This window comes from Kiloniella sp., from assembly GCF_965205715.1.
Lineage (GTDB): Bacteria > Pseudomonadota > Alphaproteobacteria > Kiloniellales > Kiloniellaceae > Kiloniella.
In genome coordinates, this window is sequence record NZ_CBDBHW010000014.1 from 669721 (window position 1) to 689680 (window position 19960).

Consider the following 19960-nt stretch of genomic DNA (forward strand, 5'->3'; position numbering starts at 1 on the left):
GCTGGATATCATTATCATGTCTAATCCTCTCATCGATTACAGATGAGATCGGTTTGGATTAAAGGTTAAGCCATCAATTGTTTCGTTTCCTAATGCAGCGCAAAATTATCCTTAGATTAATCACCTTTCTGGTTGCCGCTCTCATATTGACAACAGTCTATGGCGTGGCCCGGCAGGTTTATTGGCAAAGTGAATTTGAGCGGGTGTCAGATCGGGCTGCGCTTTATAATTCCTCCCTGGTTTCCGCACTTGAGCGCTATCAGCATCTGCCGTTCGTATTGGCACGTGACACGGTTGTTGTGAAAGGTTTAGAAGCTGGCAGCACCAGAGTGCTAAACCTACGCTTGGAAACATTTGCGAAGCAGGCCCAGGTGGACGCTCTTTACGTAATGAATACCGAGGGTTTGACCATCGCGGCTTCAAACTGGCGAAAAACACCAACGTATGTTGGCAAAAATTATGGCTTTCGCCCCTATTTTCATACGGCTCTAAAGGGTAATCGAGGCGAATTTTTTGCCATTGGCGTCACCACAAATTTACCGGGATATTTTGTTTCCGAGGCGGTCCGAGATATCGAAGGACAGGTGATTGGTGTCGTGGCGATGAAGGTTGACCTAAGCCCCTTAACAGACTCCTGGTCTGAGGGCGGCGAGAAACTGTTTGCCTCAAACGAGGATGGCGTTGTCGTGCTCTCCTCAAATACCTCATGGAATTACCAAACACTTGAGCCTTTGAGTGCGGGAACCCGTGCTCATATAGAAGAGGAACGCCAATTCGCGAATAAACCTCTCTCTCCTTTGGATGTGGCATTTTTGGATCACGACGAAATGCGTTTGGGGAAAGTGAATTACCTTCACCATGTCTCTGAAATTCCTGATATGAAATGGAAGCTTCACTATCTGGCTGACAAGGATGTGATACTTCAAAGAAGCCAACGCGCATTATTGATTGCCAGTATTATCATGAGCTTGTTTCTGGCTGCCTATTTGATCCTGCGTTCAGAGCGGATCAAACGTGCCCTGCGGGCCTCAGAGGAAGATAGCCGAAGCCTCAGAATTTTAAATGAAGAGCTCGAGAGAGAAATTGAAGATCGACGCCGTGCCGAAAAACGATTGGCACGTACGCAAAAGGAATTGAAACAGGCGAGTAAGCTTGCGGCATTAGGGGAATTATCCGCATCTGTGTCACACGAGTTAGGGCAACCACTTTCAGCCATGCAGAACTATTTGGCTGTGGCAGATTTACCCGGTAGTAACATGGATAATGAATCCCGCGATGTGATGCAGCGTTTAAACCGTCTTGTGGCTCGCATGGGACAGATCACCAAACAATTGAAATTTTTTGCCCGCCCCGGTGGAGACGTATTCGAAGATGTTGATCTACGGGATGTCATCTCAGGTGTGCGTGAAATCATGGCGGGGGATATCCATTTGGCTCAGGTGGAAATGCTCATCGATCAGCCCAATACCCCTTTGATTGTACGTGGGGATCGATTGCGTCTGGAGCAAGTATTGATCAACCTTCTTCGTAATAGTCTGGATGCAATGAAGGAAAATAACGAACACTCATTGGAAATCAAACTGTTGAGCGACACAGGTAAAGTCTATGTAAATGTTTTGGACCGCGGCCCCGGCCTTCCCGAAGAGTTGGCAGATCAACTCTTTGAATCCTTTGTCACCACCAAAGCCTCTGGCGAAGGTATGGGGCTTGGGCTTGCAATTTCGGCGTCTATCGTCGAAGACCATAGCGGCGAGTTAAAAGCAAGAACACGTAAAACTGGTGGGGCTGAATTTTCAATGATTATTCCCGCAATCATGACAGGTGAGAATTTAGATGGATAAACAAGAGAGCCAAAATTTTCTCGTCGCAATTGTTGATGATGACCGTGAAATGCGAGAATCTTTGGAACTTTTTCTGGGGAAAGCTGGCTGTGACACAGTTTTCTTTGCCAATGGCAAGGCTGCACTTGAAGGTCTAGGCTCAGACGTGACGGCGGATGTCCTGGTTACCGATGTGCGCATGCCCGGGATGAGCGGCCTGGAACTACTAGATAACCTGCAAAAAGAACATCCTTTGTTACCCGTTTTGCTGATCTCCGCCCATGGGGATGTTCCTATGGCGGTAGAGGCCATGCAGAAAGGGGCCTATAGTTTCCTTGAAAAACCCTTTGAGCCCGCACGCTTAGTCACAGCCTTGCGTCATGCAGCCGAAGCACATCGGTTGGCGCTGGAAAATAACTCTTTGCGAGACCGTATTTCACAGCTTTCAGGGCTCGATCATGTGTTGTTAGGCGATACAACACTCATGGTGGATCTCAAAGAAGATATTCGCAATGTCGCCGATACCGAAGCCACCATCATGGTTCTGGGGGAAACTGGAACAGGCAAAGAAGTGGTCGCCCGTGCCATTCATGACCTCAGTCCCCGCGTGTCGGGACCCTTTGTGGCCGTTAATTGTGCGGCCATTCCTGAAAACCTGTTCGAAGCCAGTATGTTTGGTCATGTGGCTGGCGCCTTTACGGGGGCGACCAATGCTTCAAAAGGCTATTTCGCCAGTGCAAACAAGGGAACGCTTTTCCTTGATGAACTCGGGGCCTGCCCACTTGACCAACAGGCAAAGTTGTTGCGAGCTTTGGAAACGCGTGAAGTAATCGCGGTTGGCAGTACGCGCGCAGAGAAGATCGATATTCGGGTCGTTTCTGCGACCAACGAGAATTTAGAAGAAGCGGTTGCTGAGGGCCGTTTTCGTGAAGACCTATATTATCGCCTGAACACACTGGTGCTAGATTTGCCACCTTTGCGTAGTTTACGTGATGATATCACTCTAATTTTCACCCATTTCCTCACCGAGTATGCGGCTACCTATGGCACCATGGTGCCATCACTGAACTCAGAGGATGTGCTCACGCTTCTGTCTCATGAATGGCCTGGTAATGTACGCGAATTACGCCAGGTGGCTGAGCGCCGTGTTCTCGCTAATCGTCGTGGCCGCGGCACCGTATCCGATGCTTTGACTTTCAGCACAGGAAATACCGACGAGCCTGAAAACCTACGTGATGCAATGAACAGCTACGAGCGCCAGTTGATTATTAAAGCCTTGGAAAATCATGTTGGGGATATGGAAACTGTCGCGAGTGCCCTTGGCATCGGTCGGCGAACCCTGAATGAAAAGCTGGTCAAATACGATATCAATCGCACCAACTTTATTTAAAATTTAGCTCGTAGCCTGCGGATATCCGCAGGCCATTTTTGGCATCTTGCGGATATCCGCAAGTGCGCCGCATCATAGCCTTTTAAATTTACAAAATACGATTGCCGTGGCCGCCCCGGAAAATAAGCATTACATGGAAATTCCATTTTATTGCCTCGCGAGATCCAAACTGGCATTCTTCCTGCAACAATAGGCGTTATATTTGGCAATAAAAACAACAAGCCAAAACAAAGATGAACAGATTATATAATGGGCGACGACCAGGATTACATCCCGGAACAGTCAAAAATATCTAGGGAGCAAGATAAAAATGATTAGTAAAAACCTAAAAATGCTTACGCTGGCAACAGTAGCGTTTTCTTTCAGTGCCGAGGCTATGGCAACTGAGTGGAACGTATCACTTTGGGGTAAGCGTCGCGCTTTCACTGAGCATGTTGAGAAGCTGGCTGAATTGGTATCCGCAAAGACCAATGGCGATTTCACATTGAACATCTCTTATGGTGGTCTATCCAAGAATAAAGAAAACCTTGATGGTATTTCCATTGGCGCGTTTGAAATGGCACAATTCTGTGCCGGCTATCATCGTGACAAAAACCCGACCATAACCGTAATGGAATTGCCATTCCTCGGCGTACAAACTCTAGATCAAGAAGCAGCAATAGCCAAAGCTGTCTACAAGCACCCAGCTGTTGTTAAAGACCTCGCTCGCTGGAATGCTACAATCCTGATGCCGACCCCAATGCCACAGTATAACCTGGCTGGTGTTGGTGAGGCCCCAACCTTCCTGCACGATTTTGATGGTATGCGCGTTCGCGCCACTGGTGGTGTGGGTAAAGCCATGAAAACTGTTGGCGGTGTACCAACATCCATGACTGCAACGGAAGTATATAACGCATTGGAATCTGGCGTTGTTTCTGCGGTTGCCTTTGCACCTCATGCGCATATGGCATTTCGTACGGTTGATATCGCGGAATGGTGGACCACTAACTTGAACCCAGGCACTGTAAACTGCCCGGTTGTTGCAAATACAGATGCTTTAAACGACCTGCCTGATGCACATCGTGATGCCCTAATGAGTTCTCTTGATGAGTCCCTGGACCATTATATTGCTAACTACAACGGCAAAACCATGGATGCATGGGGTCCTGTACTGAAAGAAAAAGGCATTAAAAGCATCACATTTGATGACGCTGAATTAGCAAAGTTCAAAGAAATTGTTGCTGGCCCTGCAAAAGATGCATGGATCAAGGATATGTCCGCAAAAGGCATTCCTGCTCAGGAACTATATGATATCGTTGCAAATATGGTTGCAAAGTAAAGAACAGATGAAAAAGCCCGTCTCGTAATTTTACGAGACGGGCTCTTTTTTATCTAAATTCTTAAATTCATTAGAAATTTCGAGAGGGGCACACGATGTCAAGTTCATCGATGGTGCGAGAAGATAATTCCGGCCTAAGCCGATTGGACCGCGCCTTATTTTCAATCGAAAGCAAGCTTGCGCTGGTGGGAGGACTGATCATTCTCGCCTTGATGTTGCTTGCCGTGGCACAGATTTTAGGCCGCAAACTTTTCAATATCCCTGTGCCTGGTTTTATTGACTGGGTTGAACAATCCATGGCCGTCTTTGCTTTCGTTGGGGTAGCCTATTGCCATCGTCTTGGCGGTCACATTCGAATGGATATCGTTGTATCCCACTTAAAGGGACGTTTGTTGTGGGCGTCAGAACTACTGTCCTCTCTCATAATGTTGTTCTTGATCACTGCACTGACCTACGGGTCTTGGCTTCATTTCATGCGGGCTTTTAAAAACGGCGATAGCTCTATTGATATTGCACTTCCCCTATGGCCTGCGAAATTAATGGTTCCCCTTGCACTGTCCATTTTGGCCTTACGCATTTTAATTCACGTAATTGGTTATGCGCGCGCGGTGATCTCCGGAGAGAGTGAGCCAGTGGCGGTGCCGCTCATAGAAGATGCAGCTGAGCAAGCAGCACATGAAGCTGAACATGTTTCTGGCTTTGATAAAGAAAATGGGGGAAAAGTATAATGGATCCTATTGATATTGGCCTTTGGTTATCCGGGCTGCTTGTCGTTCTTGTCATTATGGGCGTGCGAGTTGCTTTTGCCGCTGCATTCATTGGCTTTATGGGGTTGGTCGCTATTTTCGGCCAAAAATATGGCCTTGAGAAAGGCTTCCTTGTCGCAGTTAAAATGGCGGGTACCGTTCCCCATTCAAAAGCAACAACCTATGCTTTGAGCCTGATCCCGACCTTCATATTAATTGGCTATCTCGCCTACTATGCGGGTTTGACCAAAGCCTTATTCGAGGCGGCCAAACGTTGGGTCGGCTGGTTACCTGGTGGACTTGGGGTCGCGACGGTCTTTGCCACTGCAGGCTTTGCTGCCGTATCCGGCGCCTCGGTTGCCACCTCAGCTGTCTTTGCCCGGATCGCCATCCCCGAGATGTTAAAGCTTGGCTATGACAAGAAATTCGCAGCGGGTGTCGTCGCGGCCGGTGGTACCTTGGCTTCGCTTATTCCACCTTCGGCGATCCTTGTTATCTATGCAATTATCGTCGAAGAATCTGTGGGAGCTCTATTACTTGCAGGCTTTCTACCCGGATTGGTATCAGCTCTGATCTATGGCGGTTTGGTTATTTTTATGGCCAAAACCCGCAAAGACCTCGGCCCTCCTGTCACAGGTTTTACCTGGATGGAACGTTTTGAAACCTTACCAGGCGCCTTCCCGATCCTGTTCGTTGTTTTCATCATCATCTTCTGTATCTATGGCGGTTGGGGCACCCCAACCGAGGCAGGTGCCTTGGGCGGATTTGTTGTTCTGCTGATGGCGTTTTGGAAAGGCATGAAATGGGGTAATCTCAAAGACGCCTTACTTGAAACCGCAAAGCTGACGGTGATGATCTTCACCATCATTTGGGGCGTCTTACTCTATGTCCGTTTCCTCGGTTTCGCTGACCTTCCTGGCGTATTCGAGGTTTGGATTGCAGGATTGGATCAGCCTCCTATTGTTACCTTGCTCATGATCCTTGCGGCCTATGCGATTTTAGGCATGTTCATGGATGCCATCGGTATGTTGCTTCTTACCTTACCTGTGGTGTTCCCTGCCGTGATGGCTCTGGGTTATGATCCAATCTGGTTTGGGATTATCGTGGTAAAAATGGCAGAGCTGTGCCTGATTACACCGCCTATTGGTCTCAACTGTTTCGTGGTGGCGGGTGTACGCTCGGATATCTCGGTACAGGATGTGTTCAAAGGGGCATCTCCTTTCTTCGTTGCTGATGCCGTGACCATTGGGGTTTTAATAGCTTTCCCTCAAATTGTACTGTGGCTTCCAAGTCTAATACTGGGTTAGATTTACACAGCTAACTTGATAAAATCCCCCGAATGACAGAAAGTCTTCGGGGGATTTTTTTATTAAAACATTAGTTGAGTGATGAGAACCAATAGTACTCAATTATCTTGTCAAAGTTTGGAGCTTTCATGCAAAAACTTGATGTCGTTGGGCGACTTTTCCCACAAATTTTATCGGGCGAGAAAACCTCTACCATCCGGTGGAGAGAGCTTAAAATTAAGCCTGGCTTGATGACTTATGTAAATGAGGACAACCTAAGTCAAACTGTAGACGTATGGGTGACCAAATGTACCGATATGCTGCTTTCATATGTCCCAGCCTATCTTGGAAAAGAGATAGAATGGCCTGACCAGATCATGCTGGAAGGTATGCAGGAACACTATCCTGAAATAGCACTCTCATCCACGGTTCAATTGGTTGAACATTTAACGCCCCGTCAAACACTCAAACACAAAACCTCTGCCTAAGAATGTAAATCACCATTCAAGGCCAGTTTACATTCTCTTCTTCCATTAACGAATATCAAAAATAACTGTGGGATAATCTCCTTAACAAAGGCATGGAAGCCAGGGGATGGTTTGGGAGAATTTATGTAATGCAGCTTAAAACAAAAATTCTGTTTATTCTGCTGTCCTTGTTTGTAGCTTTCGGTGCACTTCAGTTTGGTGTGCAAAAATTCATTGTTTATCCGAGTTTTATTGACCTCGAACAAGAACAGGCAAAGACCAATATTGATCGCGTTAACGAGGCGATCAAGGTCCGTGCCGATAACCTCGACATTCTCAACAGTGATTGGGCAAACTGGGATGATACCGCTGAATTCATAGAGGATCATAATCAGCAATATATCAATTCAAACCTGGTTGATGAAACCCTTTATAACTCAGATCTCAACTTCATGACCTTCTACGATCTGGACCATAATTTGGTTTGGGGTAAAGTGCTCGATTTGGATACTGAGACAGAGCTTATTAAGACTCCTTTTATTGAAATCGTGACTGATAGATTATTGCCGAATATTCCGACATACAGAGAACAGGATAAAGGTGACAAGGCGCCTCTGCTTGGCCTTATGATGATAGAGGGTGTTCCGGTTATAATCAGCGCCAGGTCTGCTCTCTCCTCTGACAACGAGGGCCCGACACGGGGGTTTGTGGTATTTGGGCGCTTTCTGACCGAAAGTATCCTCCAGGAAATTCGTGAACAGACCAGGATTGATTTTAGCATCACGCCGGCACTTCTCCGCTTTGTTGAGTAGATTTAGGATTTCAAATAGAGCATAGATTGATTATCTGGAATGGATGATTGTCTAATTTTGAGTTTGAAGTATTCGGTATCCTTGATGCCTCTGGCTCGCTTACGGATCATTCCTATACTGACATTACCAGCCTCTATCCTGGCGCTTGTGAGCTTGTGTTTGGCGTAGTTGCAGATGCCCACACAATGTTTCCGTAGGGATTTCGCGAACTTTTTTAGATAGAGCATCTGTGACTGATCTGCTATCAGGCACCAACGTTCCAGTTGCTCCGCCATCGCCTCAAATGAAGCGGCACTCCACAGCAGCTGAAGCTGTTCTTTCAAGACGTAAAGTGCATTCAGGTTGCTATTGCTCTCCAGCAACCTTTGCAGCTTGTCACTTTGTTTTTCACTCAACTTATCCGCATTTTTGAGCAACAGATAATGCGTCCCTTTCATCAACTCTTTACCACTTGGATCGGCCTTTCTGAACTCAAGTCGACGCTGATTATGGATAGCTTTGCTGTAGTTTTTCATGACGTGGAAACGGTCAAATACTATGTCGGCCAACGGCAAGGACTCTCTGACAGCCTTTTGGTAGGCAGGCCCCATATCCATCGCTACGGCCTTTATTTTGCAGGCTGTATCTGGTTGCAGTTGTTTCAAAAACCTTGAAAAAACCTCGGCAGTTCGGCCTGCTTCAACCCAGATCAGATGACCGCCAACCATATCGTAGACCACCGTCATGTAGTCATGACCTTTCGCCCGGGCAACTTCATCTACACCAATATATTCCAAGCCAGTTAGCTCTGCAGGATCAAGCGTAGGGAGAGTTTCAATAAGGTATGCCCTGTCGATATTCTTGACCGTTTCCCATCGTATATCCAAATGTCTGGAAACCGCTTGAATAGACATATGCCGACATAATCCACTGATCAGTCGGCAAAATCGGTGAGTGAAACGGCACCCTTTATCAACAAAATCACACCCCTCAATGCGGCGTTCGCCCTTGTTAATATAAACCTGCGCCAGCTCAATCTCGACCACACAAGGATACCCAAAAAGGGGGATGTCGTTTACTTGTCGGCGGACATGCTGGTTGATGCTTCCCTTCTGGCCTGTAGCAGGGTCTATAGCCCTCCTACGCGCGTCTCGGCTGCAGTGAATGACAATCTTAACACCGCCGTCATCCAGTTTAATTTCATTTACACGTTGCCCTTTGAGGCCTAAAATATGCTGCGAGATGTTGATTGTCATATACCTGCTCTATGTAAAGTTATCAGAAACCATACATATCAACAGGTTACTTGGCGGTCGGCATCTTTTTCTACTCAACAAAGCGGAGAAGAGCCATCACGCCTTTGGCAGGAGATACGAAACCACTCGACCTGACCTCTAACTATATAATTTCGGAAATAGATACAGATTACCTTCAGGTTTCAAACATCATCACGGGCCTTGATGAACTTCCCCTATTACGGCTTGAAGCTCGGTTACCCAGAGACATCTCAAAGAATGGAGCAACCAGCATTCGTTACGCTATGGTCTCAACCATTCTGCTCAGCCTGCTCATTCTCCTCGTCGTGCTGTTGGCGCTTCAGCGAATTATTCTTAACCCGGTGGATATTTTTCACACGGTGGTAAAATCCCGGCAAGCCGGGGACAGACTGGCACGGACAGGTTATCGCTCTAATGATGAACTCGGTCAACTTGCCCAATCATTTGACAACATGGTCGACACCATTGATCAGGCAGAGCAAAAAATTACGATCCAGCGCGATGAACTCTTGGAAATGAATAAACAGAAGAACAAGTTTTTCTCTATCATTTCTCACGATTTGAAAGGCCCCTTCAATGCGCTGCTTGGATTTTCGGGTATGTTGGCAACCAGTTCGTCGAATTTCGATCGTGAAAAAATCGAAGAATACAGCAATGACGTACATGCTTCAGCGACCAGAGTATTCCGGTTATTAGAAAATTTACTGGAGTGGTCACTTGTTCAGATGGGACGATTACAATTCGAGCCCAAACCAGTCAATTTACTTGAGATCATCAACGATAACATTGCCTTGTTTACTCCGCTTGCAAAAGAGAAGTCCCTCACCCTTCAAATGCTCCAAGACAGTCCCGTAGAGGCCGTTTCTGATTTCCACATCGTCGATACGGTTATCCGTAACTTGATAAACAACGCGATCAAATTCACCCCTGAAGGAGGTAAGATCCTTTTAAACGCAACAACAAAAAATTTAGATGCCGTGATATCCATTTCAGATACTGGCGTTGGTATTCCCCCGGAAAAGGTGCTGCAGTTGTTTGATCTTGATGTAAAAACATCCACAAAGGGAACAGCAGGTGAGGTTGGCACAGGACTTGGGCTTCACCTTTGCAAGGAACTACTTGAGAAACAGGGTGGAAAATTATCCGTGGATAGCGAAGTTGGAAAGGGCTCAACTTTCAGTTTCACATTGCCTTTGGCGCAGGAATAACTTCTCTTCATTCGTCCGTGAAAGTCTAAAGTAAGGCTTCACGAATGCAAAAACCCATAAACCCCGGACAGATATGCCACGTGTTGGTATTTATTCAATGTTACAGGCATCCCGATATCGTTCTTCTTTTCCATGGCAGCGAGTGCCTGTGGGGTAACCAAAAAAACTTCTAAGCCCGGTACAAACTGAGTGGTAATCTGAATAAGGGCTTCCATCTTGAAAGTATCGGGGCCACCAGCAAATTTTCCTTTTTTGGCGCGTTTTTTGATAATGATTTTTGAGATACTATTAGCTTGAAAGAACTCGACAATTTTATTTTGAAAAGCAACAATCTCACTCGCCTTATCGCTATCACCCAACGCTATCTTTCGCGGAGGCAAGTCCAAATGTTTTGGCCCCTCCCCCGTATTTTCGAGAACAGCGAGTACAGCTTCGTTTCCCTTGAGTTCAATCCCACAAAGTTTCATCTGATTTCCCTATAAAGGTACAAACTGCTTTATTAATTAGGGCAAGAGTGAGATCCCGTTGCCCCTTTTGCCATGATAGTCACTTTTTCACACCACATTGGCAAGCGACCATAGGCTCCTATTTTCACAAAAGAGATAGGGTAGTCTGATGAAAAAATCAGTTCATAAATTCATTACCGGCCTCGCCACCACAGCGGCTATTATCTCATTCCCCGTACTTGTTCATGCTGACAATATCGGTGGGAAAGAGCGCATCGAAGTTGCCTTTGTCCTGGATACCACCGGCTCCATGGTGGATTTAATCGATGGGGCTAAACGAAAGATCTGGTCAATTGCCAATACCATTGTTGATATTCATCCTGGCGCAGAAATCAATATGGCCCTGATCGGTTATCGCGATATCGGGGATGATTACATGCTCAAAACTTTTGATATGAGTACCGATATTCAAGGTCTCTATGGCAATCTTATCCGTTTCAAGGCTGACGGTGGAGGCGATACACCAGAGGCCGTCAATGAGGCATTAAATGCATCTATGAGAGATCTGGATTGGAGTATGGGTGAAGATATCCAGCGGATTGTCTTCCTTGTCGGTGACGCTCCGCCTCACATGGACTATGAAAATACCCCTCAATACCCTGAAATCATTAAATATGCTAACAAACACGATATCGTCGTCAACGCCATTCAAGCTGGTGGAGACCGTGAAACCAGAAAGGTCTGGAAAGAAATCGCGCAACGAGGGCGTGGTAAATATATCCCGATCCCCCAAGATGGTGGCCGGATTACAGTAATTGAAACCCCGTTTGATGGCGATATCATCATCTTGCAACAACGTATCGATGAAACTGTAATCCCTTATGGATCGGATGATGAACAGACAAAAGTACGCGAAAAGATGTCGACTAAATCCGAAGCCCCGGAATCAGTTCAGGTTGAAAACTCAAAGTTCTATTCCAAACGTACGTCTTCAAAGGAAGTTATTACGGGCGGTGGAGATTTAATCGGTGACATTAAAAACGGCGTGATAACTCTGGATAAAGTGGAAGAAAAAGAACTGCCTTCCGATCTTCAGAGTTTAAACTCGGAGGAGAAACAGAGTTATATAGAAGAAAAGCTTGCCGCCAGAGCTGAGCTTGAAGCAGATATGAGCAGACTGATTAAGAAATATGACGACTATGTTGCTGATAAAATTAAATCTGCAAGTGAAGCATCAGATGAAATAGACTCTTTCGATCAAGCTGTTCAGGAAACATTACGAGAACAACTAAATTAACCTCTTTCTAACCGTACAGAAACCTTCAACAATTGGGCTTGAAATTGTCAAGAGCATGAGAAGGATGAATTTGACTAAATTCATTTACCTTAATGAAATGGTTTGTCGTCGAATAGAAATGAGGTATTTTCTCAATATATATGAATTGTCCTTAAGGAATAATGCTTTGATGATAAATTGTTTTAAAGCAACGGTAGCTGTAGTTTGTCTAGTTTGGGCGGGCGCTGCATCGGCTGAAGATCTCGAATTTTTACTATCAAATCAATCAAGTAGTCCCATTATTGCGTTTCATGTTTCTTCGGCGAGTTCCGGCGAATGGGAAAGCAATCTTATGGAAGGCGGTATTCTTGATTCCGGATATGAAATCGATGTCTTGATCGCAGATGGCATGGAAACATGCGAATACGATATCCGAGCAGATTTTGAAGATGGAGAAGTCGTGGAAGACTATGATTTAGATCTTTGTGAATTAGGCTCTTACACTTTCGAATAAAACTCAGAGAAGAGAACGTAGTTTTATATTATTAAGTTATGTGTTTAGTAAAACCTTAAATAATGACATGTAAATATTTTGAGTACATGCTTTGGCGTCCTAAGTATAACCCATTGCATAAGCCTCAATTCACGCGTATTTGAGGAGTATTCACTCCTCAAATCCCGATTTGCGTTATAATCCCTAATATAAATTCAAGGGACACTATTAAAGGGAAACCAATTTATATGAAGACTTTCAGTGCTGGATTACAAGAACTGCGTATTTTAGAAAATGAAAAAATACGTGTAACTCGATACTCTGAATTTCTTCTATTATATCTGGAAAATATTGATTTCACCAATGCCCGAATTTGTGATTTTGGTTGTGGCACAGGTGTGTTGGGTATCTATGCGGATAAGCGAGGTGCCAAGCAAGTCACAGGCCTCGACATCGACCAGGACGCCATCATATTAAGTAAAGATAACATTACCTTAAATGATTGTCTTAATTTTGAAACTCACCTAATAGAAACCGCTGATATAGATGAAAAATATGATTTGATCCTATCAAATCCGGCGTCATTACCGACCCCAAAATCCGCTGGAAAAGAGTTTTTTTCCGGGGGTATATATGGCATAGACATGATTGAAGACCTGTTTGATTTTTGTCAGACAGACCTTGAACAAGGTGGGCAAATCTTCTTTCTCCAGACCAGCCTTTCTTCGATTAACAAAGCAGCCAACTACGCTCACGCGAAAGGGTTTAGTTATAAAATCATTGGTGTTTTTCAAACCGAAATAAGAGACCATTATCACGAGTTCTGGCACCGGGTAGAAAAGAACCGGAGCACGGGTGACGCTCACTATGTTGAGATCCAGGGCGTCTATTCAGAAATCGTCTATTTGGTAGAGGCCAAACACCTTTAATAAAAAGTACCCCTTCTAAAGAATCAATAAAGGCGCCCTGTTCAACAACTGGACGCCTTTATCAGGTTTCAAATATTTTACGAAGAGATCTTAGGATCTAATACGTCTTCTCTTACCCGATGGTTTACCCCGAGAGGATTTTCTCGCTCCTGAAGGTTTGCCATTACTTGAGGGCCCATCCGAAGATTTACGCGCCCCAGCGGGACCGCCAGTAGCCGGACCACCAGCAGAACGACTGGAAGTATTATCATCCGCGCGACGGCGTCCCTGTCCTGCGTGTGTGGTAAAGAAGCTCTTTTGATCTTTCTTTTTGGCATACCCCTTGGCCCCAGGTTTGTTATCCCCGGTTCCAATCGGTTGATACGAAGGCACCAGATGCTTTTTACCCGGGCCAATTAAATCTGCACGACCAAGATCACGCAATGCTTCACGTAAAATGGGCCAATTTTCAGGATCGTGGTAACGCAAGAATGCTTTGTGCAAACGACTCTGTTTCACACCTTTGGCTGTATTGACGACTTCACCACTATGGCGACGGATCGGACGTAATGGATTACGTTCGCTGTGGTACATCGCCGTGGACAATGCCATTGGTGATGGAATGAAGTTCTGAACCTGATCCGCACGGAAACCATTTTGTTTCAGCCAGATCGCAAGGTTCATCATGTCTTCGTCTTCACAGCCTGGATGCGCTGCGATGAAGTAAGGAATGAGATAAAGCTCTTTACCCGCTTTTTTAGCTGCAGCATCGAACATAGACTTAAAACGATCATAAGTCCCGATACCCGGCTTCATCATTTTTGAAAGTGCACGTTCTTCAGTATGTTCAGGCGCAATCTTCAGATAGCCACCGACGTGGTGGGTTACGAGCTCTTTGATGTAAGTCGGACTTTTGACTGCAATATCGTAACGTAGACCGGACTGAATGGAGATTTTCTTCACGCCATCGATATCACGGGCTTTACGGTAGAGCTGGATCAGGCTTTCGTGGCTGGTATCCAGGTTTTTACAAACATCAGGATAGACACAGGATAAACGACGACACACTTTCTGGATGTTATCGTCCTTACAGGCCATACGGTACATATTGGCTGTAGGGCCACCCATATCGGTTATTTGACCTGTAAAGCCATCGACCTTGTCACGGATGTCTTCAATTTCTTTAAGAATAGATTTTTCAGAACGGCTCTGGATAACACGTCCCTCGTGCTCTGTAATAGAACAGAAAGAGCAACCGCCAAAACATCCACGCATGATGTTAACTGAAAAACGGATCATATCCCACGCAGCAAGCTTGGCATCGCCATAAACCGGATGTGGGGCGCGTTGATAGTTCAGATCAAACACACCATCCACTTCCGGTGTTGTCAAAGGGATCGGTGGCGGGTTGATCCAGATATCGCGATCGCCATGGCCCTGAACCATCGCCCGCGCATTGCCCGCATTACTTTCGAGATGAACCACACGCGATGCCTGAGCGTATAAGGCTTTATCAGCAATGACCTCTTCATAGGAAGGTAGGCGAACAGCTATTTTATCCTTATCAGCTTCACGTAATTTCTTACGTGCTTCGGCACGATCAGGAATATGATGTAGATCGTTTTCATCATCAATGGAGGACATGTCCGCAACAGTCCACCCTTCTGGCGTATACTTTCTCGCGTAGACGGTACCACGAATGTCTTGAATTTCTTTCGGGTGCTCACCCGCGGCAATTCGGTGTGTTAGTTCGACAACAGCGCGTTCTGCATTTCCGTAGAGCAGGATATCAGCCTTACTATCGATCAGGACGGAGCGGCGAACCTTATCAGACCAGTAATCATAGTGTGCTGTTCGACGAAGAGATGCTTCGATACCCCCAACAACAATTGGAACATCTTTGTAAGCTTCACGGCAGCGTTGGGAATACACAATGACCGAACGATCCGGACGCTTACCGCCTTCGTCGTTTGGGGTATAACTGTCATTATGACGCACGCGTTTATCAGCAGTATAACGATTAACCATTGAGTCCATGTTGCCGCCAGTAATCCCGTAATAGAGATTTGGCTTACCCAGTGCCTTAAAAGCCTCTGGATTGCTCCATTCCGGTTGAGCGATTATACCTACGCGAAAACCCTGAGATTCCAAAAGTCGCCCAATAATCGCCATGCCAAAGCTTGGGTGATCCACATAGGCATCCCCGGTAACCAGAATTACATCGCAACTATCCCACCCTAGAAGATCCATCTCTTCCCGGGACATTGGTAGGAAAGGTGCAATACCAAAACGCTGGGCCCAATACTTGCGATAAGAGAAAAGGTTCTTGGCTTCAATCTCAGCCTTTGCCTTCCCTGAAACTTTTGCTGGGGTCTTATCTTCTGTCTTGTTCGTTTTTGGGACTGTATTTTGGGCTTCGAGCATAACTCAGGCCTTACGTTGTTCTCGCTGACGTTATCTTAAGGGCTTTAACATCTGGCTATTAGAGCATTTAACTAAGCTAAGCCCAAATCTGTTGCCCCCTTTTAACTACTTGAGCGCTGAGGTCAAGTATTCCTGTCTTTTTACACTGCACATCTTCTATGCATTTTTAGGGGAACTCACACCGTAAGTTCAATATTTAAAAAGAGTTACCCTTTGCGTACATGCTTATATACGTTCCAAATCACCTGTCATGGTTAAAATTATTTTTACTTTTACACCTGTTTTATTTGACCAACTGATCAAAAAAATATTAGCATTCATTATCAGTATAAATAGAGACACACCAATGTGTCCGGGCTGATGAAGTAAAGAGCTCTGTACAAGTCGTACCAACAGGAACATCCGTTTCTGAAAGCATTTAAAGAACAACGACTAACGGTGAAATACCGAACTTGTATTTGGGCGCTTTCAGGGCTGTTTTACATCAATCCAGGGAGGGATAACATGACAGGTTTATCCAGAAGAACCGTACTCGCACTTGCTGCGGCAGGACTAACAAGTGTGGCATTGGGCTCAACACCCGGCTTTGCCAAGACATTAAAAGTTGCTGGTATCTACACCCAACCAATTCAACAAAAATGGGATGCACGTCTTCACGAAGCATTGGTTGCGGCAAAGGAAGCTGGTGAAATCGAATACGTCTTTTCTGAAAAGGTCGCCAACACTGATTACGTCCGTGTTCTCAGGGAATATGCAGAAGGTAAAGCCGACCTAATCGTGGGCGAAGCATTCGGTATATCTCGCGAAGCACGTAAAGTTGCAGACGATTACAAAGACATCGCCTTCCTCATGGGTGATCCTTTCAAACCCCATGGCGAAAATTTTTCAGTATTTGATAACTACATACACGAACCTTGTTATCTCATGGGTATTCTGGCTGGAAGCATGAGTAAATCAGGCAAAATTGGAATGGTCGGTGGCTACCCTATCGGCGAAGACCGCTTGTTCAATGCCTTTATGGCCGGAGCGCGTTCGGTTAATCCGAATGCTCAATTCAAAGTGAATTTTATTGGTTCCTGGTACGATCCACCGAAAGCAAAAGAAGCTGCCTTTGCCCAGATCGAAAGGTGTTGTCAGGTCGGTTAATCCGTGCTCAATTCAAAGTGAATTTTATTGGTTCCTGGTACGATCCACCGAAAGCAAAAGAAGCTGCCTTTGCCCAGATCGAAACAGGTGTCGACGTTCTTTATGCTGAACGTGCAGGTGTTGTCGATGCAGCTCGTGACAAAGGTATACTGGCCTTTGGTAACGTGAACGACATGAACAAGGAAGAAAATGGCAAAGACGTGGTGGTTACATCTGCTCTTTGGCATATGGAATCAGCTATTGGACACGCCATTGCACAGGTAAAGGCCGGATCCTTCAAAGCAGCTGATTACAAAGAATGGACCATGATGCAAAAAGGAGGCGCTTCCCTTGCCCCTTATTATGAGTTCGAGGCAAAAATCCCCGCCGACGCCAAGGCTAAGGTCGAACAGATAAAGTCAGATATCCTCTCAGGCAAGTTCGTTGTCGAAATTGACGACAACGAGCCAAAGTCGACCTACTAGCCGCCTTCCGGCCCCTGATCTCTTTTACTTTCCCGAGATCGGGGGTCTTTTTTTGGGCGCCTTGAATATGGTTCATAAATAGAACCAACGCATTGGAGTAAATTGTTCGTTTTAAACGACGTTTCGTTACTCGTTTTTTGGGGGACGTTAAATGGCTTTGCTTGCCTTTCATAACATTACAAAATCATTTGGCCCCTTGGTGGCAAACAACGATATTTCTTTTTCCTTGGAAAAGGGTGATGTGATCGCTCTACTTGGAGAAAACGGGGCAGGTAAAACCACCCTGATGAATATTCTCTATGGCCACTATACTGCCGACAAGGGCCACATAGAGGTCGATGGTAAACAACTCCCTTCTGGTCAAACCGACGCAGCGATCAAGGCTGGTATCGGTATGGTCCATCAGCATTTTACACTGGCTGAAAATCTGACCGTTCTGGAAAACATTATACTCGGGACTGAAAGTCTTTGGTCTCTGTCTCTAAAACAAACCACAGCCAAAGCCAAACTGGCCCAGATGTCAGAAGATTACGGCCTATTAATCGACCCCAATGCCCGTGTTGCAGACCTTTCCGTTGGGGAGCGTCAGAGAGTTGAAATATTAAAAGCACTCTACAGGGACGCTCGGGTCTTAATCCTCGACGAACCGACCGCCGTTCTGACCCCACAAGAGGCAAAAAGCCTGTTCAAAACCCTAAAAAGCCTGACCAAACAAGGCTTTGCCATTATTTTTATCTCCCATAAGCTCCATGAAATTTTACACATCAGTACCCGGGTAGAAGTTTTACGGCGTGGAAAAATCGTTGGATCGGTTGCAACAAAGGACGCTGATAGAGCAATGCTTGCGGAAATGATGGTTGGCCGCAAGGTCGAACGTCCAAGTCTTGAACCGATGGAATGCGGCAAGCCCGTCGTAAGATTAAACGCTGTCACACTTAAAGACACTGGCCGGGATGCAAGCGCTGTTCCTAAACTTGATCAAGTGAACCTGACAATTCACCAACATGAAATTATTGGCATAGCAGGAGTTGCTGGAAACGGTCAGTCAGTCTTGGCAGACCTTCTTTCAGGTCTCACAATACCAAGTGAAGGCACTTTTGACCTTTTGGATGTCCCAGTAACTCAGGCGTCTCCCTCAAACATTGTCCACCGTGGCGTTGGTAGAATTCCTGAAGACCGCCATAGCTCTGGTGTTGTTGGAGAAATGGAACTTTGGGAAAACCTGATCAGCGAAGATCTACGAAATACACCGGTTTCCAAAGCAGGCATCGTCATTGATCGCAAAGCATGTCTTGAGCGAGCCAATAGGCTCATAGAAACATTCGATATACGTTGCGAAGGACCAGATGCAGAAACCAAACTGCTCTCTGGTGGCAACATGCAAAAACTCATTCTTGCTCGTGCCCTTTCACCTGAACCCGCCTTCATTCTAGCCAACCAACCTGTTCGCGGCCTCGATGAAGGAGCTATTGCTTATGTACACGAACAGCTATTGGCTGCACGTAAACGGGGTGCTGGGATATTACTGATTTCAGAAGATCTGGATGAACTATTTTCTCTATGTGATCGTATTTGCGTTATGTACCACGGCAAACTCACGCAGCCTTTTGATGCAAAGTCCGTGAGTACCAGCCAGGTCGGTTTGATGATGGCAGGGCAAACGCTAAGCCAGACACTCGATCAAGTACCCAACACCTTAAATGCACCTGTAGAGGAGCCAAGCCATGCAAATTGAACCACGTCAGTACGTGGCCCCTTGGCGCATTGCCTTTGCTCCTTTTGCCGCTGTCATGGTCTCCCTTGGTTTGGGATCAATTCTGATCCTTTGGGTTGGCGCATCGGTTAGTGATGCTTATCTCCTTCTGGTCAAAGGCGCCATTGGCTCCACCTTTGCTATAACAGAAACCCTGACCCGCTCTATCCCTTTAATTTAATCCGGTAAACCCCCGGCTATGCCGGGGGACTCTCAATGGTTTGACCGTTCCCACGGTCTTACATTTCTTTGTTTATTGACCAAAATAACAAAGGAATTAGCCGATGAGAGATTACAAAAGCCTTGCACATACGAGATGGGATTGTAAATACCACGTGGTTTTCATCCCTAAACGCAGGCAAAAAGTTATCTATGGCAACCTACGTCAGTATCTTGGTGAAATTTTCCATGAACTGGCCGGGCATCGCGAAAGTAAGATTGAGGAGGGCCATTTGATGCCGGATCACATTCACATGTGTATCAGCATACCGCCCAAACATGCTGTTTCAAAAGTCGTTGGATACCTAAAAGGAAAAAGCGCGATTGCCATAGCTCGAAAATTCAAAAATAAAGCACGGAATTTCAAGGGTGAAAATTTTTGGGCCCGTGGATATTTCGTCTCAACTGTAGGGCTCGATGAACAGATGGTGAGGGAGTATATCAGAACGCAAGAAGAGCGTGATAAGTACTTTGACCAAATGGATATATTCAATCCATAACCGCTTTAGCGGTTCCCAATTTGCCCCT

20 protein-coding genes are annotated in these 19960 nt (G+C 45.8%); 17 read left to right on the forward strand and 3 right to left on the reverse strand.

Features of this window, described 5'->3' with window-relative positions:
- The first annotated feature begins 146 nt into the window (after positions 1-146).
- The 7 genes from ACOGW3_RS19930 to ACOGW3_RS19960 all read left to right on the forward strand — a co-directional run bounded on the left by ACOGW3_RS19930 (position 147) and on the right by ACOGW3_RS19960 (position 7839).
- Positions 147-1841, forward strand: a complete 1695-nt coding sequence (locus ACOGW3_RS19930; RefSeq protein ID WP_419904551.1) for a sensor histidine kinase — start codon at positions 147-149, stop codon at positions 1839-1841.
- Positions 1834-3210, forward strand: a complete 1377-nt coding sequence (locus tag ACOGW3_RS19935) for a sigma-54-dependent transcriptional regulator (protein WP_419904552.1) — start codon at positions 1834-1836, stop codon at positions 3208-3210. Before ACOGW3_RS19930 ends, ACOGW3_RS19935 begins: the two co-directional genes overlap by 8 nt.
- A 310-nt stretch (positions 3211-3520) precedes the next feature.
- Positions 3521-4528 carry a C4-dicarboxylate TRAP transporter substrate-binding protein gene (locus tag ACOGW3_RS19940; protein ID WP_419904553.1) on the forward strand — a complete coding sequence of 336 codons (1008 nt, stop codon included), beginning with the start codon at positions 3521-3523 and terminating at the stop codon, positions 4526-4528.
- Between the two features lie 95 nt (positions 4529-4623).
- Positions 4624-5256 (forward strand): TRAP transporter small permease subunit, encoded by a 633-nt coding sequence (locus ACOGW3_RS19945; protein ID WP_419904554.1) that lies wholly within the window; start codon positions 4624-4626, stop codon positions 5254-5256.
- Positions 5256-6581 (forward strand): TRAP transporter large permease, encoded by a 1326-nt coding sequence (locus tag ACOGW3_RS19950; RefSeq protein WP_419904555.1) that lies wholly within the window; start codon positions 5256-5258, stop codon positions 6579-6581. The genes ACOGW3_RS19945 and ACOGW3_RS19950 overlap by 1 nt, the downstream gene beginning before the upstream one ends.
- Before the next feature lie 128 nt (positions 6582-6709).
- Positions 6710-7048: a hypothetical protein gene (locus ACOGW3_RS19955; RefSeq protein ID WP_419904556.1), complete on the forward strand. Its 339-nt coding sequence runs from the start codon at positions 6710-6712 to the stop codon at positions 7046-7048.
- 128 nt (positions 7049-7176) lie between these two features.
- Positions 7177-7839 carry a CHASE4 domain-containing protein gene (locus ACOGW3_RS19960; protein WP_419904557.1) on the forward strand — a complete coding sequence of 221 codons (663 nt, stop codon included), beginning with the start codon at positions 7177-7179 and terminating at the stop codon, positions 7837-7839.
- 2 nt (positions 7840-7841) lie between these two features.
- Here ACOGW3_RS19960 and ACOGW3_RS19965 read toward each other — a convergent pair whose 3' ends face one another.
- Positions 7842-9074 carry an ISL3 family transposase gene (locus ACOGW3_RS19965; protein WP_419901077.1) on the reverse strand — a complete coding sequence of 411 codons (1233 nt, stop codon included), beginning with the start codon at positions 9072-9074 and terminating at the stop codon, positions 7842-7844.
- Here ACOGW3_RS19965 and ACOGW3_RS19970 point away from each other — a divergent pair.
- Positions 9061-9216, forward strand: a complete 156-nt coding sequence (locus tag ACOGW3_RS19970) for a hypothetical protein (protein WP_419904558.1) — start codon at positions 9061-9063, stop codon at positions 9214-9216. The genes ACOGW3_RS19965 and ACOGW3_RS19970 overlap by 14 nt on opposite strands.
- Positions 9217-9358: 142 nt before the next feature.
- Positions 9359-10303 carry a HAMP domain-containing sensor histidine kinase gene (locus tag ACOGW3_RS19975; protein WP_419904559.1) on the forward strand — a complete coding sequence of 315 codons (945 nt, stop codon included), beginning with the start codon at positions 9359-9361 and terminating at the stop codon, positions 10301-10303.
- 38 nt (positions 10304-10341) lie between these two features.
- Here ACOGW3_RS19975 and ACOGW3_RS19980 read toward each other — a convergent pair whose 3' ends face one another.
- Complete coding sequence (locus ACOGW3_RS19980; protein ID WP_419904560.1) at positions 10342-10770, reverse strand: DUF3010 family protein; 429 nt, start codon at positions 10768-10770, stop codon at positions 10342-10344.
- A 148-nt stretch (positions 10771-10918) separates the two neighbouring features.
- Between ACOGW3_RS19980 and ACOGW3_RS19985 the strand changes: the two genes are divergently transcribed.
- The 3 genes from ACOGW3_RS19985 to ACOGW3_RS19995 all read left to right on the forward strand — a co-directional run bounded on the left by ACOGW3_RS19985 (position 10919) and on the right by ACOGW3_RS19995 (position 13447).
- Positions 10919-12046 carry a vWA domain-containing protein gene (locus ACOGW3_RS19985; protein WP_419904561.1) on the forward strand — a complete coding sequence of 376 codons (1128 nt, stop codon included), beginning with the start codon at positions 10919-10921 and terminating at the stop codon, positions 12044-12046.
- A 70-nt stretch (positions 12047-12116) separates the two neighbouring features.
- Positions 12117-12539: a hypothetical protein gene (locus ACOGW3_RS19990; RefSeq protein ID WP_419904562.1), complete on the forward strand. Its 423-nt coding sequence runs from the start codon at positions 12117-12119 to the stop codon at positions 12537-12539.
- 227 nt (positions 12540-12766) lie between these two features.
- Positions 12767-13447 carry a 50S ribosomal protein L11 methyltransferase gene (locus ACOGW3_RS19995; protein ID WP_419904563.1) on the forward strand — a complete coding sequence of 227 codons (681 nt, stop codon included), beginning with the start codon at positions 12767-12769 and terminating at the stop codon, positions 13445-13447.
- 90 nt (positions 13448-13537) lie between these two features.
- Here ACOGW3_RS19995 and ACOGW3_RS20000 read toward each other — a convergent pair whose 3' ends face one another.
- Positions 13538-15850, reverse strand: coding sequence for a YgiQ family radical SAM protein (locus tag ACOGW3_RS20000; protein ID WP_419904564.1), 2313 nt, complete (start codon positions 15848-15850; stop codon positions 13538-13540).
- A gap of 504 nt (positions 15851-16354) precedes the next feature.
- Between ACOGW3_RS20000 and ACOGW3_RS20005 the strand changes: the two genes are divergently transcribed.
- The 5 genes from ACOGW3_RS20005 (at position 16355) to tnpA (ending at position 19932) form a co-directional block, all read left to right on the forward strand.
- Positions 16355-16996, forward strand: a complete 642-nt coding sequence (locus tag ACOGW3_RS20005) for a BMP family protein (RefSeq protein ID WP_419904565.1) — start codon at positions 16355-16357, stop codon at positions 16994-16996.
- Positions 16978-17460: a BMP family lipoprotein gene (locus ACOGW3_RS20010; protein WP_419904566.1), complete on the forward strand. Its 483-nt coding sequence runs from the start codon at positions 16978-16980 to the stop codon at positions 17458-17460. The genes ACOGW3_RS20005 and ACOGW3_RS20010 overlap by 19 nt, the downstream gene beginning before the upstream one ends.
- 151 nt (positions 17461-17611) lie before the next feature.
- Positions 17612-19195, forward strand: a complete 1584-nt coding sequence (locus tag ACOGW3_RS20015) for an ABC transporter ATP-binding protein (RefSeq protein ID WP_419904567.1) — start codon at positions 17612-17614, stop codon at positions 19193-19195.
- Positions 19185-19394, forward strand: a complete 210-nt coding sequence (locus tag ACOGW3_RS20020) for a hypothetical protein (RefSeq protein ID WP_419904568.1) — start codon at positions 19185-19187, stop codon at positions 19392-19394. Before ACOGW3_RS20015 ends, ACOGW3_RS20020 begins: the two co-directional genes overlap by 11 nt.
- 103 nt (positions 19395-19497) lie before the next feature.
- Entirely contained in the window at positions 19498-19932 is a 435-nt protein-coding gene (tnpA, locus tag ACOGW3_RS20025) for an IS200/IS605 family transposase (RefSeq protein ID WP_419901154.1), read from the forward strand.
- The last annotated feature ends 28 nt before the right edge of the window (positions 19933-19960 follow it).

Excerpts from the sequence above, each read along its gene's own strand:
- ACOGW3_RS19935 (WP_419904552.1), top strand. The coding sequence starts at position 1,834 with ATGGATAAACAAGAGAGCCAAAATTTTCTCGTCGCAATTGTTGATGAT.
- ACOGW3_RS19940 (WP_419904553.1), top strand. The coding sequence starts at position 3,521 with ATGATTAGTAAAAACCTAAAAATGCTTACGCTGGCAACAGTAGCGTTT.
- ACOGW3_RS19945 (WP_419904554.1), top strand. The coding sequence starts at position 4,624 with ATGTCAAGTTCATCGATGGTGCGAGAAGATAATTCCGGCCTAAGCCGA.
- ACOGW3_RS19950 (WP_419904555.1), top strand. The coding sequence starts at position 5,256 with ATGGATCCTATTGATATTGGCCTTTGGTTATCCGGGCTGCTTGTCGTT.
- ACOGW3_RS19955 (WP_419904556.1), top strand. The coding sequence starts at position 6,710 with ATGCAAAAACTTGATGTCGTTGGGCGACTTTTCCCACAAATTTTATCG.
- ACOGW3_RS19960 (WP_419904557.1), top strand. The coding sequence starts at position 7,177 with ATGCAGCTTAAAACAAAAATTCTGTTTATTCTGCTGTCCTTGTTTGTA.
- ACOGW3_RS19970 (WP_419904558.1), top strand. The coding sequence starts at position 9,061 with ATGTTGATTGTCATATACCTGCTCTATGTAAAGTTATCAGAAACCATA.
- ACOGW3_RS19965 (WP_419901077.1), bottom strand. The coding sequence starts at position 9,074 with ATGACAATCAACATCTCGCAGCATATTTTAGGCCTCAAAGGGCAACGT.
- ACOGW3_RS19975 (WP_419904559.1), top strand. The coding sequence starts at position 9,359 with ATGGTCTCAACCATTCTGCTCAGCCTGCTCATTCTCCTCGTCGTGCTG.
- ACOGW3_RS19980 (WP_419904560.1), bottom strand. The coding sequence starts at position 10,770 with ATGAAACTTTGTGGGATTGAACTCAAGGGAAACGAAGCTGTACTCGCT.
- ACOGW3_RS19985 (WP_419904561.1), top strand. The coding sequence starts at position 10,919 with ATGAAAAAATCAGTTCATAAATTCATTACCGGCCTCGCCACCACAGCG.
- ACOGW3_RS19995 (WP_419904563.1), top strand. The coding sequence starts at position 12,767 with ATGAAGACTTTCAGTGCTGGATTACAAGAACTGCGTATTTTAGAAAAT.
- ACOGW3_RS20000 (WP_419904564.1), bottom strand. The coding sequence starts at position 15,850 with ATGCTCGAAGCCCAAAATACAGTCCCAAAAACGAACAAGACAGAAGAT.
- ACOGW3_RS20005 (WP_419904565.1), top strand. The coding sequence starts at position 16,355 with ATGACAGGTTTATCCAGAAGAACCGTACTCGCACTTGCTGCGGCAGGA.
- ACOGW3_RS20015 (WP_419904567.1), top strand. The coding sequence starts at position 17,612 with ATGGCTTTGCTTGCCTTTCATAACATTACAAAATCATTTGGCCCCTTG.
- ACOGW3_RS20020 (WP_419904568.1), top strand. The coding sequence starts at position 19,185 with ATGCAAATTGAACCACGTCAGTACGTGGCCCCTTGGCGCATTGCCTTT.
- tnpA (WP_419901154.1), top strand. The coding sequence starts at position 19,498 with ATGAGAGATTACAAAAGCCTTGCACATACGAGATGGGATTGTAAATAC.